The 15,262-nt window shown below is 28.8% G+C and carries 13 protein-coding genes; all 13 read right to left on the reverse strand.

Annotation, left to right across the window (positions count from 1 at the left end):
- Positions 1 to 8: 8 nt before the first annotated feature.
- A complete protein-coding gene (locus LXN10_RS15160; protein ID WP_375723818.1) occupies positions 9 to 686 on the reverse strand; it encodes a chemotaxis protein CheD in 678 nt (225 codons plus the stop codon).
- Entirely contained in the window at positions 683 to 1,525 is an 843-nt protein-coding gene (locus tag LXN10_RS15165; protein WP_375723819.1) for a CheR family methyltransferase, read from the reverse strand. Before LXN10_RS15165 ends, LXN10_RS15160 begins: the two co-directional genes overlap by 4 nt.
- A 2-nt stretch (positions 1,526 to 1,527) precedes the next feature.
- The gene (locus LXN10_RS15170) at positions 1,528 to 3,576 is read right to left on the reverse strand and encodes a chemotaxis protein CheA (RefSeq protein WP_375723820.1); all 2,049 of its coding nucleotides are present in this window, start codon (positions 3,574 to 3,576) and stop codon (positions 1,528 to 1,530) included.
- A 12-nt stretch (positions 3,577 to 3,588) separates the two neighbouring features.
- Positions 3,589 to 3,957, reverse strand: coding sequence for a response regulator (locus LXN10_RS15175; protein ID WP_013135570.1), 369 nt, complete (start codon positions 3,955 to 3,957; stop codon positions 3,589 to 3,591).
- 70 nt (positions 3,958 to 4,027) lie between these two features.
- Entirely contained in the window at positions 4,028 to 6,205 is a 2,178-nt protein-coding gene (locus LXN10_RS15180; protein ID WP_375723821.1) for a polyribonucleotide nucleotidyltransferase, read from the reverse strand.
- Positions 6,206 to 6,207: 2 nt separating this feature from the next.
- Positions 6,208 to 6,879, reverse strand: coding sequence for a phosphoribosyltransferase (locus LXN10_RS15185; protein ID WP_375723822.1), 672 nt, complete (start codon positions 6,877 to 6,879; stop codon positions 6,208 to 6,210).
- Positions 6,880 to 8,979 carry an LPS-assembly protein LptD gene (locus LXN10_RS15190; RefSeq protein ID WP_375723823.1) on the reverse strand — a complete coding sequence of 700 codons (2,100 nt, stop codon included), beginning with the start codon at positions 8,977 to 8,979 and terminating at the stop codon, positions 6,880 to 6,882. It abuts the gene before it with no gap.
- On the reverse strand, positions 8,972 to 9,415 hold the full coding sequence (locus LXN10_RS15195; RefSeq protein ID WP_375723824.1) for an RDD family protein: 444 nt from the start codon (positions 9,413 to 9,415) through the stop codon (positions 8,972 to 8,974). Before LXN10_RS15195 ends, LXN10_RS15190 begins: the two co-directional genes overlap by 8 nt.
- A 4-nt stretch (positions 9,416 to 9,419) precedes the next feature.
- Entirely contained in the window at positions 9,420 to 10,688 is a 1,269-nt protein-coding gene (gene purD / locus LXN10_RS15200) for a phosphoribosylamine--glycine ligase (protein ID WP_375723825.1), read from the reverse strand.
- Between the two features lie 240 nt (positions 10,689 to 10,928).
- Complete coding sequence (locus LXN10_RS15205; protein WP_375723826.1) at positions 10,929 to 11,561, reverse strand: uroporphyrinogen-III synthase; 633 nt, start codon at positions 11,559 to 11,561, stop codon at positions 10,929 to 10,931.
- On the reverse strand, positions 11,554 to 13,137 hold the full coding sequence (locus LXN10_RS15210; RefSeq protein WP_375723827.1) for a SulP family inorganic anion transporter: 1,584 nt from the start codon (positions 13,135 to 13,137) through the stop codon (positions 11,554 to 11,556). The genes LXN10_RS15205 and LXN10_RS15210 overlap by 8 nt, the downstream gene beginning before the upstream one ends.
- A gap of 18 nt (positions 13,138 to 13,155) precedes the next feature.
- Positions 13,156 to 14,598 carry a ribosome biogenesis GTPase Der gene (gene der, locus LXN10_RS15215; protein WP_375723828.1) on the reverse strand — a complete coding sequence of 481 codons (1,443 nt, stop codon included), beginning with the start codon at positions 14,596 to 14,598 and terminating at the stop codon, positions 13,156 to 13,158.
- 93 nt (positions 14,599 to 14,691) lie between these two features.
- The gene (gene hpf, locus LXN10_RS15220) at positions 14,692 to 15,234 is read right to left on the reverse strand and encodes a ribosome hibernation-promoting factor, HPF/YfiA family (protein WP_375723829.1); all 543 of its coding nucleotides are present in this window, start codon (positions 15,232 to 15,234) and stop codon (positions 14,692 to 14,694) included.
- Positions 15,235 to 15,262: the final 28 nt, after the last annotated feature.

The raw sequence follows: 15,262 nt of genomic DNA on the forward strand, positions 1-15,262 counted from the left end.
CAATACTCCTAAAATAGTTCAATGTCCATCTCAGGAGCTGGTTCTGGATCATTACCAAATAAATCCACCCCACCAACATACTCTTTGAGAACTGGTGCTTTTGTAATTTCCACTTGTAAAGATTTTTCTTCTTGGATAACTTTAGTATCTGTTTCATTTTTATTTGTTACTTTAATAAATGTTTCAAATTCATTAGTCATCAAAATTAATCTAGCATGATCACCTCTTGTATGTTCAGAAAGTATTTTAAACCCTTCTGATTTACAAAAATCTTTAGCAAATTCAACATTTCTATGTCCAATTGAATTAATACTACTAGCCATAAGTTGCATAATATCTGCACCACCAGAAATTTTTGCTCTTAAATCTTTCTTTTGGCATCCTAGTTTATACATTTCATTTAACATAGCTTCAACTGAATAAAGTCCATATTTCATATCTTCATTTGAATTATTAGTAGTTGGCAGTAAAAAATGGTTCATTGCTTTTATTTTTTTAGCTGTATCATAAAACATAATAGCAACACACGAACCAAGTAAAGTTTTAAAAGCGACATTATCATTATCTGAACTAACTGCAAATTCCCCACCAATTACAGTATGTGCTCTATATCCTTTAATTACTTGAGTAGAAAGGTTATTAGAGATTTTTTCAATGCTTCCATCTTTATGACCTAAAATTATCAAGATACTTCCTTCTCTTTAATAAAAATATTTTGCCCTATTCTTCTAACATAAGCTTCAAGTTTACCAGGACTTTCAGAATGCCCAATATATAGCGTTCCTCCAATTTTTAGATGTCTAAATAATCTAAATAAAATCTTTTCTTGGTCTATCGCAGAAAAATAAATTAGTACATTTCTACAAAATACTACATCAAATTGATTTTTTGCAAAAGGATAATTAGCATCATTTAAATTCATAACTTGAAAAGTAACCATTTTTTGGAGTTCTGGTTTGACTTTTATAAGAATCTCTTCCGATGCTAAGTTCTTCTCAACTCTTTTTTTAAAGTATTTTTGAGGCTTTAACCAACTTGGAAACTCTTTTGAACTTTTTGAAAATCTATATATACCATTTGCAGCATATTGAAGTACATTAGTATCAATATCTGTTGCAATAATTGATGCATTTATTCTTTTACCTAATTCTTCTTGAGTTTCTAAAATAGTCATTGCCATTGAATATGGTTCTTCTCCAGTTGATGAAGCAGAACAATATAATTTTATATCTTGATTATGTTTCAATAACTCAGGTAAAACTCTATTTTTCAAATCAGCAAAATGAAATTCTTCTCTAAAAAAATGCGTTTTATTAGTTGTAAAAGCATTTATAAATTCTGTTTTATAATTACCCTCTTTAATAGCATCCAATAAATCATCCAAAGAACCTTGGAATGAAGCATTCCTCTTTAATTTATGAAGTCTATTCGAAATCATAATATCTTTATTTTCGGTAAGTGTTATACCGGTAAAAGAGTATAACAACTCTTTTACTTTTTCATGTAAATGTAAAGTATCATCCATTCTTATGAAGCTTTAACTATACCTAATTCTTTTTCTTTTTTGATTTGTGCATTAATAATACCTAATACATCTAAAATCAATCCAATACTTCCATCACCTCTAACAGTTGCAGCACCTACACCTTGAACTGGTCTAAAGTTTTTATCTAAAGGTTTTACAACTACTTGATATTGATTTAAAAATTCATCAATAGCAATTGCAATTTTTGTATTACCTTGTTTTACTACTATTAACATTCCATCTTCAAGTTTAGGATATCCTGGTTCTACTCCAAAAAGTTTATGAAGTTTTACAATTGGAATAAATTCTTCTCTTAACATTAATAAATCTTGTGCACCATCACCAATTTTTTTAATCATTTCAGAAGTTGGTTGTAATGATTCAACAATAGAGTTTAAAGGTAAAATATATCTTTCTTCACCAACTGCTATATCAAGACCATCAAGAATTGCAAGTGTTAATGGTAACATAATAGTAATAGTAGTACCACCACCAATTGTAGTATCTAAATTAATTGCACCACCTAGTTTATGAATATTAGTTTTAACAACATCCATTCCAACACCACGTCCTGAGATATCTGTAACTTGATCAGCTGTTGAAACCCCTGCTCCAAATACTAACATTGCTTTTTCATTATCTGTCATTTTAGATAATTGATTTTCATCAATCAATCCATTATCTAGAGCTTTTTGAGCAACTCTTTCTCCATCAATTCCTTTACCATCATCTTCAATTGTAATAATCATTTGACCATTAGCTTGTTCTGCTGAAATAATTATTTCACCCATTTCATTTTTACCTGCGGCTACCCTATTCTCAGGTGTTTCAATACCATGGTCTAATGAGTTTCTAATAATATGCATTAAAGGATCTGTCAATCCTTCAATCATAGCTTTATCAATCTCAACATTATCACCAAAATGTTTGAAATCGACTTTTTTATTTAGTTTTTTAGAGATATCTCTTACAACTTTTGGAAATTTAGAATAAATTGATTCCATAGGTACCATTCTTATACTCATGATTGAATCTTGCATATCTCTAATATGTCTTTCAAGTTGTTCCAATCTTTCATATACAGAATTTTGCACTTTGTTATCTTCTATAGAAGAAGTAAATTGTTTTAACATTGCATTTGTAATAACAAGATCACCTACATTATTCATTAGTAAGTCAATTTTATCAAGGTTTACTCTAATGTTATTAGTTGCAGCTGCAGGTTTCTTTTCTTCTCTGTTTCGTGCTGCTGCAGCTGGTCTAGCAGCAGCTGGTGTACTTGCAGGTGCAACTGCTTTTGTATTTGGAGTTGAAGTTTCTTTTGACGCTTCTACTTTTGGTGTTTCTTCTTTTTCTGGCGCTTTTATAGTTGCAGTTGGTGTAATTTCTTCTGCATCATCAAAAAATCCAAAATTCTCATTATCTGAACTTTCTTGAGTAGATGTATTTGAGATTTTAATATTATCATTAAAAAATCCAAAAGAATCATTTTCTAATGAATCTTCAACATCAATATCATCTTCAAATATCCCATAAGAACTAGAATTTAAGCTAATTTCTTCATTAGAAGTTTCTGATGGAGTAATTTCCTCTTGTATCTCTTCTTGAGCAACCTCAATTGGTGCTTCATGTTGTTGAGAAGCAGACTCTCCATTAATATATGCTCTTATTTGAACTAAAAGATCAGAAGTCATTGACTCAAAAGTATCTCTGTCAATATCTTCCGCAACTTCTAATTCTAAAATCTCTTTCATAACATCCATACAATCAATTAAAACACCTGCCATTTCTGGAAGATATTCTATTTGATGATTTCTCAATTTATCCATCATATTTTCAACATCATGAGTAAACTCAGCAAATATTGGAAGTTCTACAGAAGCACCACTACCTTTAAGTGTATGTACATCTCTAAAAAGTTGACCCATTTCTTCTTCGGTAAGAGAGCCATTTGTTTCAGCTTCTAATAAAACATTATCAGCAGATTCAAAAAGTTCTACTGCTTCTTCTAAAAACATCTCTCTATATTTCGATATATCAAAACCAGACATAATAACACCTTTCTATCTATTTAAAACTATATTAACAGCTTTTAGTAATTGATCTGGAACAAATGGTTTTACAATCCAACCAGTAGCTCCTGCCGCTTTCCCTTTTGCTTTCATATCATCACTTCTTTCAGTTGTTAAAACTAAAATAGGTTTTGTTTTATATTTATCTACTTTTCTTAGTTCACCAATTAATGTTAATCCATCCATATTTGGCATATTAACATCTGTAATAATTAAATCAAAGTTATTTCCATTTGCTTTTTCTAAACCGTCTACACCGTCTACTGCTGCAATTACATCACTATATCCACCCTCTTTGAGAGCGTATGTTAACATGTCTCTTAACATAGTCGAATCATCCACTATTAAAAGCTTTGCCATAGTATTTCCTTAATACGAAAAAATAATATTTATAAATAATAACTAAAGAACTATTAAATTAGTATAAAAATCAAATATTAGCTGAAGCTAACTCAATTCTATCTCTACTAACTTTTAATACTTTTAATTCTACTTTATCACCAACACTTAAAACATCAGAGACATTTTTTACTCTCTCTTTAGATATTTTAGAAATATGTAACAGACCTTCACCACCTTTTGGTAGTTTCATAAATGCACCAAAATCAACTATTCGCTCAACTACACCTTCTAAAACCTCTTCTTCTTTATATAAAGAATCAAAGATAATTTTTTCATTTTGTTTTCTTGAAGGAGCATTATCTGAAATTGTTTTAATATGTGCACAAGCGTCTAATACATTCTGTTTATTATCACCAGCAACTTTAACATTACCACTATCTCTATCCAAATCAATAGATACAGAGAACTTTTCAATAATTTCTTTAATTGTAGAACCTGCTTTACCAATAACTACCATGATTTTGCTAGGATCAATTGCAAATTGTTCCATTAATGGTAAGGCTGGACTTGGAACAATTTCAGCAGATGCTTCTTCCATAAGAGTTAAAATATGTTCTCTACCCTCTTTTGCTTGTAAAAGAGCCTCTTTTAGAACACTTAACTCTATTCCACCAAGTTTAATATCCATTTGTAACGCAGTAATTCCTGTTTTTGGACCAGCAACTTTAAAATCCATATCTCCATCATGATCTTCTAATCCCATGATATCTGTTAATACACAATGTTTATCACCTTCAACAACCATACCCATAGCAACACCTGCAACTAAAGCTGATATTGGTACTCCTGCTGCTTTTAAAGCTAGAGAACCTCCACATACTGTTGCCATTGATGAAGAACCATTTGACTCTAAGATTTCAGATACTAATCTAACTGTATCTCCAAAATCCCTATCAATAGTAGCTTCTAATGCTCTTTTCCCTAAATTTCCATGTCCTAATTCTCTTCTTCCTACACCAAACATAGGTTTTGCTTCACCTACAGAAAATCCAGGGAAATTGTAGTGAACCATGAAATTTTCCATAGAAGTTGATTTTTCATTTAATGTTTCAAACATTTGCCCATCTTTAGCACCTGCTAAAGTTGCTACAACTAAGGCTTGGGTTTCACCTCTTGTAAATAAACAAGAAGAGTGAGCAGATGGTAAGATATTTGTTTCAATAGATATAGGTCTAACAGTTTTTAAACCTCTTCCATCAGCTCTTACATGCTCATTTACAATCATTGCTCTTACAACTTCTTTTTTTACAATTGAAACTGCTTCATAAACATTTTCAAAAGGAAATTCATTTGAAGTGCAATATTCATCTTTTGCAATTTTTTTAGCTAAATCTTTTAACTCAGTTGCTCTTTCACTTTTTGCCAATTTTTTAACTGCATCTTTTACATCATTTAAATATGTACTTTTTACATGCTTTATCAAATCTTCAGGAATGGTAAATTCAACTAATTCAACCTCGTGCTTTTCTTTACAAACATTTTCGAAGCCAGTTTCATATGTTTCATTAGCTTCTTTTAAAGCTATTTGAGCAACTGAAATAGCTTCAACTAACTCTTCTTCTGTCATTTCATTTGTTTTATGAACTTTTGAAAAAGCTTCAATGTCTACTTCAACCATATCTTCAGATGAAATAGCTCTCATCTCAATCATAAGAAGTTCATCTTTAGAACCTGCTACATATAAATCTAAAGTTGAATTTACCATATCCATAACATTTGGATTTACAATATATTCTCCGTCAATTTTTGCAACTCTAACACCTGCAACAGATTTTTTTACAGGGATATTAGAAGTATATAAAGCAGCACTTGCAGCATTTAAAGCTAATGTTTGTAAATCAACATCTTTATCTGCACTTAAAACCATAACTGTAATTGTTGTAGGATAAACATAACCTTTTGGGAAAAGTGGTCTTAAACTTCTATCTATAATTCTTGAAGTCAAAGTTTCTAATTCACTTGGTTTACTCTCTCTTTTGAAAAAACCACCAGGAATTTTTGCTGCCGCATATGCTTTTTCAATATATTGCACTGTCAATGGAGTAAAATCTTCAGTACCAGGATTATCAAACTCACTTACAACTGTTGCTAATACAACTGCGTTACCACATTTCGCTAAAACTGACCCATTAGCTTGTTTTGCAACTTTATTAAACTCAAAAATCTCATCTTTTCCATTTAATTCAAATTCGCATACTGTTGACATAATTATTTATCCTTTATATTTTTAATATCTTCAAATGTTACCTCTTCTAACTCATTATAATAATAATTAATTGAGATAAAATGATCTAAACTTTCTACATAATACAAATCATCAGCAATAGATTCAATTGTTTGTATACTAGCATTTGGTAGTATAGGAATTGCAACTGAAACTGATTTTGCACCTAAATTAATAGCTGTTTTAATACAAGCCATCATTGTAAGCCCTGTATTTAATCCTTCATCAACAAGAAGAATATTTTTATCTTTAATATCTTTTATTCTTTCTCCTGATCTAAATTTACTTAATTTATTTAAAATCATACTTTCATATACATATTTTGACTTTGAATAAATAAAATCTAAACTTAAATCAAAAGAACGGGCTAGTTCTTCATGAATTACAACCTCTTCACTCTCTGTTACAATTGCAATTTCACACTCTTCATTATTTGGAGCTAATACTTTTTCAGTAAAAAGTATTTTAAACTGAGCATCTAATTTTTTTGCAATTATTTTAGCAATTGAAAATCCACCAAAAGATGAAGCAACAACTGTCCAATCTTCTAATCTCATCTTTTCTATTGGTAAAATTTCAATTAATTTATTAGCAGCATCTTCTCTATTTCTAAAATATATTTTACTTCCACTGCATTTTACTTCAAAATCATTCAATTACTTATTATCCTCTTTAACTGTATATTGTTGTTTTAACCCACCAATTGGTTTTAGCGTTAACTCAAGAAAAACTATATCTTGTCTTCTAGAGTTTCTTATTGTTGAAGAAGATGGAGTTATTTCTTTAATATAACTTAAGTCTAAACTCCAACATTTATCATTAATCCCAAGAATAAAAGCTTGTTTATTTCTAAGTTTTTTTTCTATATTGTAATTTTCTTCATATGTAAACTTATAATCTTTATAAAAAGTAAATCCTGTATTTAAAGTATAAGATGATAGCTCTTCTTTTCCCGAATTTGGAGTATTCTTAGACATATAATGTGTTGCATTAAAAAAATAGTTTTCATAGTTAAATGAAAAACTTGTAGATGATTCTGTTAATTTATTATCTAAATTACTATATACCATTCTATTTGAAATACTTCCTAAGAAATAATTATATCTAATTTCATTCTCTAAATCACCTAGCTCTGTATTATTAAAGTCATCATAAATTACTGATTGACTAATTTTATGATTAATTATCTCTTTTAAGTCTTCAATATCAGTCCATGACTGATTTAGTGAAAAAGTTATGGTTTTAGTTGTTTTTGATAAAGGAAAAGGAGATAATTCACTTGAAGTATTAGTTAATGGATAAATATCACCTTTAGATTTTACAACATTTGGTATTACAAAATCTGTATTAAAGTTAATTGTATGAATTCCATTATCATATTTTTTTACTAAGTTAGTATTTAATGTAACTTTATGTCTATTCTCTAAAAAAGTAGCATTTTTATAATTACTATTACCATTTGAGTAATTGATTTTTGAGACAGTAACTTCTTCTTGTAAAATTACTCTTAAATAATCATCAAACATAGAAAAGCTATAAGAAATAGGAACATTTAAATCAGTTTTTACAGCATCTATTCCTGTTTGTCTTGTATAATTTGTAGATTGTAAATCAGCCGAATATAGAAGTTTATCTAAAAATAAATTATCACTAAAAGAGTGTAGTTGTACCTGTGGTAATTGTTGTAATGTAGTTTTATTAGAATCTAAATCTGTATCCATATAATGTCTTAAATATGTTCCAAAATAGTAATCACTATTTTTATAATAATAATTAACTTTTGACTCTACTTTTTTCTCAACTGATGAATTTTTTTGACTATTATCTTCTAAGTTGTAATATTCAATGTCGTTTAACCATTTGATTGATGCATACAATCCATCATCACTCTCATTTCCACTAAAAATACTATTTCTTATATAATCAACACTCCAACCAAAATGATTATCATTTCTTAAAGAATTTTTTGTAACATAATCATCTTTTTCTTTAAAATAACCACTTCCTATTTTCAAAATAGAATCTGGAGAATCAGCATATCTGTAATATGCATACATCCCATACCCTCTATCTAGTCTCACTTGTGGAATAAGTTCAATATCATAATTGTCTTGTGGAGCTATAAAAATTGGTTGAGAGTATAAAAAACCTTCACTTGATGAATACCCAACTGTTGGTCGTAAAAGTCCAGTTCTTCTAGTTTTATCTGTTGAAAATCCTATATAAGGAGTATACATTACTGGAATATCTTTTATATAAAGTCTAGCGTTATATGCATTTAACCATTGGTCTTTTGTATCATAATCTGCACTAGAAAACCTTATATTCCAGGCAGGATCAATACAATCACAACTTGACATAATAGAATCTTTAAAATGATAAGAATCTTTTTCTTTATTTGCTTCATGGGAAGTTACCCATAATTGTGATTTATTATCTAAAAGAAGTATTGGATTTTCTGTTACATTTTCATCATTTAAATCAACAAAAGCATAATCACTTTGGGTTTGAATTATATTATCTTTTAAAATTACAACATCATCAAAAAGTTCTAAAGTACCCTTTTCCTTATCATAAATTACTTTTTGTGCAGATATATAATACTTAGGAGAAAATATTACTACATCACCATTTGCTATTACTATATTATCTTTACTATTTAAATCATTAGACAATATCTGAAGTTTTTCTTTTTGAAAATCTTTTGAATATAAACTACCAAGAAGTATTGGCAAAATTAGAAGTGTTTTATGCATTTACAACCAATGTTTTTGAAATTTTATCATGAAATGTTTGTTTACCATCGTTAAAAAATGCGAATATAAAGCCAATATAAAAAAACATTTCGCTTAAAATTCTACCAAATGATCTTAACGCAGATTGTATCAAACTAATTTTAGAAAAGTCATCATAATCAATAACTCTTATCTTTGCTACTATTTTACCAAGTGTAGCACCATAATACCATACAAAAAATGTTTGATAAACAAACTTTAAAACTAAAACTTGAAAAACAAATTTATTCATTAGAATTAAAACTGTAGTTAAATCACTACCATTATTAGTAATTGTATCCCAAAATATGGCTAATACAATAAAGGTAATTAGCATATCATCAATTATAAATGCTATTATCCTCGAATTAATTGTTGCAAGTTCAAAATTATCAGTGTTTGTTTGCTTATCTATCATAAAACTACTTTAATGCTTGATATGCGATATCTGTTCTACATTTTTTGCCAGCAAAATGAACTTGCCCACAAAGTGCATAAGCTCTATCTCTTGCTTGTTTTATTGTTGTACCAAACCCAACACAAACTAAAACTCTTCCACCTGTTGCAAAAAGTTTATCATCTTCTTTTTCAACTCCGGCATATGAGATATGTGTATTATTTAAAATATCTTCATCTACTATTTCATCTACTATTATTTCAGCAGGCTCACTTGAACTATATGGATAATTTTTACTAGCCATAACAACACCAACACTAAACTCATCTTTTATTTTAATATCAAGTGATTTTAAATTTTTTGTTGCACCTTTGTAAAAAAGTTCTGAAACAGGAGTTTCTAATAATGGCATCAAAATTTCACACTCAGGATCTCCAAATCTTACATTATATTCTAATATAATTGGTTCACCTTTTACTACCATAACACCTATAAAAAGAACACCTTCATATGGAGCTCCTTCTTTTTTCATTCCTTCTAGAGTTGGTTTAATAACTCTTTCTTCAACTTTCTTATAAATGTCATCATTTACTAAAGGAGTTGGAGCATATGCTCCCATTCCACCAGTATTTGGTCCTGTATCACCATCCCCTATTCTCTTATGATCTTGGGCAGCTGGTAATACTTTATAGTTTTCACCATCACAAATGGCAAAAATTGATAATTCATAACCATCTAAAAACTCTTCTACAACAACAGAGTTTCCAGCATCTCCAAAAGATTCACCGCTTAGCATATCTGAAACTGCTTGTTTTGCTTCATCTTTTGATTGGGCAATGATTACGCCTTTCCCTGCACATAGTCCATCTGCTTTTACTACTATTGGTGTATTTTCCATATTATCAATGAAACTATGAGCTTCATTTTCATTACTTGTTTCTATAAATGCAGCTGTTGGAATATTATATTTTTTTAATATATTTTTCATATAAACTTTTGAACCTTCAAGTCTAGCAGCTGCAGCACTTGGTCCAAAAATAGTTAAATCATTCTCTTTAAAAATATCTACAACTCCATCTACTAAAGGAGCTTCTGGTCCAACAATTGTTAAATCTATTTTATTATTTTTTGCCCATAAAGCTAATTCTTTATAATCTTTAATATTTATATTAGTACCTAAATTCTGTGTAGCCCCATTTCCTGGCATAAAATATATATCGTGTTTATTCTCTTTAGATATAGCTAATCCAATAGAGTACTCTCTACCACCGCTACCAAGTATTAAAATATTCACTATGATTTTCCTTAATAATTGTAAGTTATCCAAGTAGCCGTTAACCATCAAACCGGCCCTAAAAGCCAACTCTAGCACATAAGAACTAATATTTTAGGAGCAGAAATACTAAAAGCAAACGCTGCACACCATATCGTTACATTACGCACAAAAAAACAGTATCGGACCCTCAACGATGGAAATCCCGAACTACTTAGATAGTATTATTTTATCTAATTATGATTGAATTAAAGATTAATTTTATTGAAATGTTTTTGCAAGTTCAATACATGCTTCAATTGACTGAGTAGGAGAAGTTTTATATTTTATATTTTTAGGCATATATTTTGCAGTTGTATTTCCTATTACCACAGCTTTATAAGTCTCATCCCAAGCTATTTTGTCAAAAAAACACTTCACACAAGAAGGGGAAGTGAAAATTATAATTGATTTTAAAGCAGGAACTTTTAAATCTTTTTTATTGCAAATAGTTTTATAAACTACTAGTTCTTCTACATTTATTTTATTATCTTTCAAAATGTTAAATAATTTTGAAACACTCTTTTCACCTTTTACATATAAAACTTTTTTATTTTTTAATAAAGGAATTAATTCATAAGCAAAGTTATCTCCATGGGAAGAAACACCTGTAAAAACCACATTTGAGTTATATTTTTTCAAAATATTAGAAGTCTTTTTAGCAATGGCATATGAATCTAAAGTAGTCCAAGGTAAAGAGGCTTTATCAAGGGCATAAATCGCATTTTTTGATGTAAAAATCAAAGAATCATATTCTTTCAAATTTATATTTATATCTAAATACTCTATATCAAATACCGGAAAATTTTCTACCCCTTCATATTTTGCATTTGAAAGTAAAATTATATTATTCATTTATTTGTAGGTTCTCTTTTTGAATTTTATTTATTGCAAAATCCATATTCTTATAAATATGGGTACTTTTAAATATCTCACTATCTTCAATCTTTACAAGTCTTCTTCTATCTCTTTCTTTTACGACTAAAGAAACATCAATATTATAATCTTTTAATAAGTTAATGATTTCTTCAATTGTAATAATTGCAGAAATATCTAAAAAGGGTATATCCCTACAATCAATAATAATATATTTAGCTTTTAAAACTTTCTTTATTCTTCGTTCAAGTATCATAGCACTTCCAAAGAAAAAAGCTCCATCAATTCTTAATATTCTTATATCATTATTATCAATATCTATATCAAAAGGACTATCTTTGAACGATTTTATTGTTTGAATTCTTGTCTCTTTTGATATTTTATAAACAGCTGATATTGCTGCAAAAGTAATACCTGCACCAACTGCCATAATTAAATCAACAAATACAGTTAATAATAAAACGGTAATCATAATTAGTATGTCATTTTTATGCAAGACTTTCATGATTCTAAAAAATCTATAATCAATAATATCAACACCAACTTTTATCAAGATTCCAGATAAAACAGCCAAAGGAACTTGTGAAGCATATTTAGCAAAAAAGACAACAGTAATTAAAAGCATAATAGAGTGAGTCATTCCAGAAATTCTGGTAACTCCTCCACTTTTTATATTAATTACAGTTCTCATCGTAGCCCCTGCTCCTGGAATTCCTCCAACAAAAGCACATAAAGAATTACCAATTCCCTGCCCTATTAACTCTTTATTTGGTCTATGTTTAGTTTTAGTCATAGAATCTGCTACTAAGGATGTTAGTAAAGTATCAATTGTTCCTAATAAAGCTAAGGTAAGAGCATACATTAAAATATCTTTTAATTTTAAAATATCAAAATTAAAAGGTAAAACAAAATTAGGCAAAGATGTTGGGATTTCACCTATTACTTTAATGTCATATCCATAATAAATACTAAAAGATGTCATAACTATTAAAGCAATTAGGGCAGAAGGAATAATTTTTGTAATAACTTTAGGAGTTAAAAACATAATTATTAGTGTAAGATAAGCAATTATTAAAGAGTCATTATTCGCTAACTGAAAGGTATTTGGAATTTCTATTAAAGTTTGAATTACAGAACCATGACCATCAACTCCTAAAAAAGGATTGATTTGTAAAATGATGATAATAATACCAATTCCAGTCATAAATCCAGAAATAACAGGATAAGGAATAAATTTAATCCATTTCCCAATGCCAAAAATACCAAAAGAGATTTGAATTAATCCTGCTAAAAATATCACCGTCATAACTGAAGCTAAATCATCTTTAAAAGCGATTATAGCAGCAGCTGTGATAACTGTCATAGGACCAGTTGGTCCTGATATTTGAGTTGGTGTTCCACCAAATAAAGCTGCAAAAAAACCAAGTATAATGGCTCCATAAATACCAGCTTCAGCCCCTGCTCCACTTGCAACTCCAAAAGCTAAAGCTAATGGCAAAGCTACAACTGCTGCAGTTACTCCCCCTAAAATATCATTTTTAATATTTTTAAACAAAAACTTACCCTTTGTTTATTAATTTGTCTCTTCGTCCTCTTCTCTTTGACCTTTTTTACGAGTTAAAATATGAATAGGTGTCCCTTCAAAGTTTAGTTGTTCTCTTAAGATATTTATTAAATATCTTTTATATGAGAAATGCAGTAAATTTGGTTTGTTCATAATAAGTGCAATTCTTGGAGGTTTAGTCTCAAATTGTGTTGTATAATATATTCTTAAATATGCACCATTTGGACTTGGAAGTGCATGTCTGATTAGTGCATGTTCTATTATTCTATTTAGTTCAGATGTAGAAATTCTTTGACTATAATTTTCAAAAATTTCAATTAATTTATCTTTTAGCTTATCAATACTTCTACCAGTTTTTGCAGATACTGCAATTATTGGAGCATAATATAAAAATTTAAATTTGCTTCTAATAGTTTCTTGTATTTTTTGGAATGTATCCATATTCTCATCCCATTTATTTAAAACAATTATTGTTCCTAATCCATACTCATCAACTAATCCAGCAATTTTTTCATCTAAATCAACTAATTCAGAAGAAGCATCTAAAACAACTAAAGCTAAATTTGCTTTTTCAAGCATCTCTTTAGTTCTCATTAAAGCAAATTTTTCAATTCCTTCAATACTTCCTCTTCTTCTTAAACCTGCTGTATCAACAAAAGTAATATTTTTATCTTTATATTCAAAAGATTCATCAACAGGATCAATTGTAGTTCCTGCTATTGGAGAAACTACTGATCTTTCTTGTCCAATCAAAGCATTAAGAATAGATGATTTACCAACATTAACTCTACCAATAATAGCTACTTTAATATTATTATCATCTACTTCTTCTTCAACTATTTCATCTTCTAAAGGATATTCTCCTTCAGCATATTCAGCATCATTTTCATCTAAGATTTCTCTATTTATAATAACTTCACTCTCTGGTAATTCAGGTAATACATTATAAACCCAATCAAATAAATCTTTTGTACCTCTATTATGAGAAACAGATATTCCAAAAAGATTTTCATCTTTAATACCAAATTCAAAGAACTCCCAAAGTCTCTCTTTTTCTTTATCATTATCGATTTTATTTACAACTAAAGCTAATTTTTTTCCTAAAGCTTGAAGCTCATAAAATAATTCTTTATCTTTTTCATCTGGAAGCTTTTTACCATCTACCATAAAAAGTATTATATCAGCCTCTTTTGCAGTCTCTACAGCTTTTCTTTTTACTGTTGAAAAGATTGCATCATTTGTTTCATCAATACCACCTGTATCTAACATCAATGCTTTTTTATCAAATATCTCTACTTCATGTTTTCTAATATCTCTTGTTGTTCCTGCTTGATCTGATACTATTGCTATTCTTTGTTTTGCTATTCTATTAAATAGTGAACTTTTACCAACATTTGGTTGTCCCACTAGTGCTATTTTTTTTAATTCATCTCTACTATTAATTACTTGCATCTATTTCCTAATTTTTTCAATTTCGTATTATAACAAAAAAAAGGGCGTTAGCCTCAAGACTAACACCCTTTTTTAATAATTCGTTAAAAAATTTTAGTATAAACCAAATTTTCCTTCGTCACTTGTTTTATATAATACTCTCATATTATCATCTTTGTCATAGAAAACTTTAAATGCAGAACCAGAAGATTTTAAGTCAATTAATGCTTCTTCAATATCAATTGGTTTGTATGAAGTCAATCTAACTGGAATTATTTCAGCTTCAAGTCTATCTAATTCATTTGCAATTGCATCTTCAATTTCTGTAGAAACAACTTCTGAAAGTTTAGTAGCTTTGTGAGTACTTACTTTATCATGGTGTCTTCTTAATACTTTTGAAACTCTATCAACTGCAATGTCAACCGCAGAATATAAATCTTTATCTTTTTGTTTTACAACAATTGTATCTAAATGTGCTACATTGATTGTAAATTCGAAAACGAATACAGGTTTACTATTTCTCTCTTCTTTATCAATAATAGAATTAACTGAAATAATATCTAAGTTATACTTTTTAAAAATTTCTACTGAACTATTTACATAGTCTTTTATCGCATCTGTTAATTCTATGTGTCTTCCTACAATACTTGTATTCATAACATACTCCTTAGTCTTAATATAATTA

It is taken from the genome of Arcobacter iocasae (assembly GCF_042214795.1).
GTDB lineage: Bacteria > Campylobacterota > Campylobacteria > Campylobacterales > Arcobacteraceae > Arcobacter > Arcobacter iocasae.

Bases quoted from the DNA above. Each gene is read 5' to 3' on its own strand.
- LXN10_RS15165 (WP_375723819.1), bottom strand. From the start codon at position 1,525: ATGGATGATACTTTACATTTACATGAAAAAGTAAAAGAGTTGTTATAC.
- LXN10_RS15170 (WP_375723820.1), bottom strand. From the start codon at position 3,576: ATGTCTGGTTTTGATATATCGAAATATAGAGAGATGTTTTTAGAAGAA.
- LXN10_RS15175 (WP_013135570.1), bottom strand. From the start codon at position 3,957: ATGGCAAAGCTTTTAATAGTGGATGATTCGACTATGTTAAGAGACATG.
- LXN10_RS15180 (WP_375723821.1), bottom strand. From the start codon at position 6,205: ATGTCAACAGTATGCGAATTTGAATTAAATGGAAAAGATGAGATTTTT.
- LXN10_RS15190 (WP_375723823.1), bottom strand. From the start codon at position 8,979: ATGCATAAAACACTTCTAATTTTGCCAATACTTCTTGGTAGTTTATAT.
- LXN10_RS15195 (WP_375723824.1), bottom strand. From the start codon at position 9,415: ATGATAGATAAGCAAACAAACACTGATAATTTTGAACTTGCAACAATT.
- LXN10_RS15205 (WP_375723826.1), bottom strand. From the start codon at position 11,561: ATGAATAATATAATTTTACTTTCAAATGCAAAATATGAAGGGGTAGAA.
- der (WP_375723828.1), bottom strand. From the start codon at position 14,598: ATGCAAGTAATTAATAGTAGAGATGAATTAAAAAAAATAGCACTAGTG.
- hpf (WP_375723829.1), bottom strand. From the start codon at position 15,234: ATGAATACAAGTATTGTAGGAAGACACATAGAATTAACAGATGCGATA.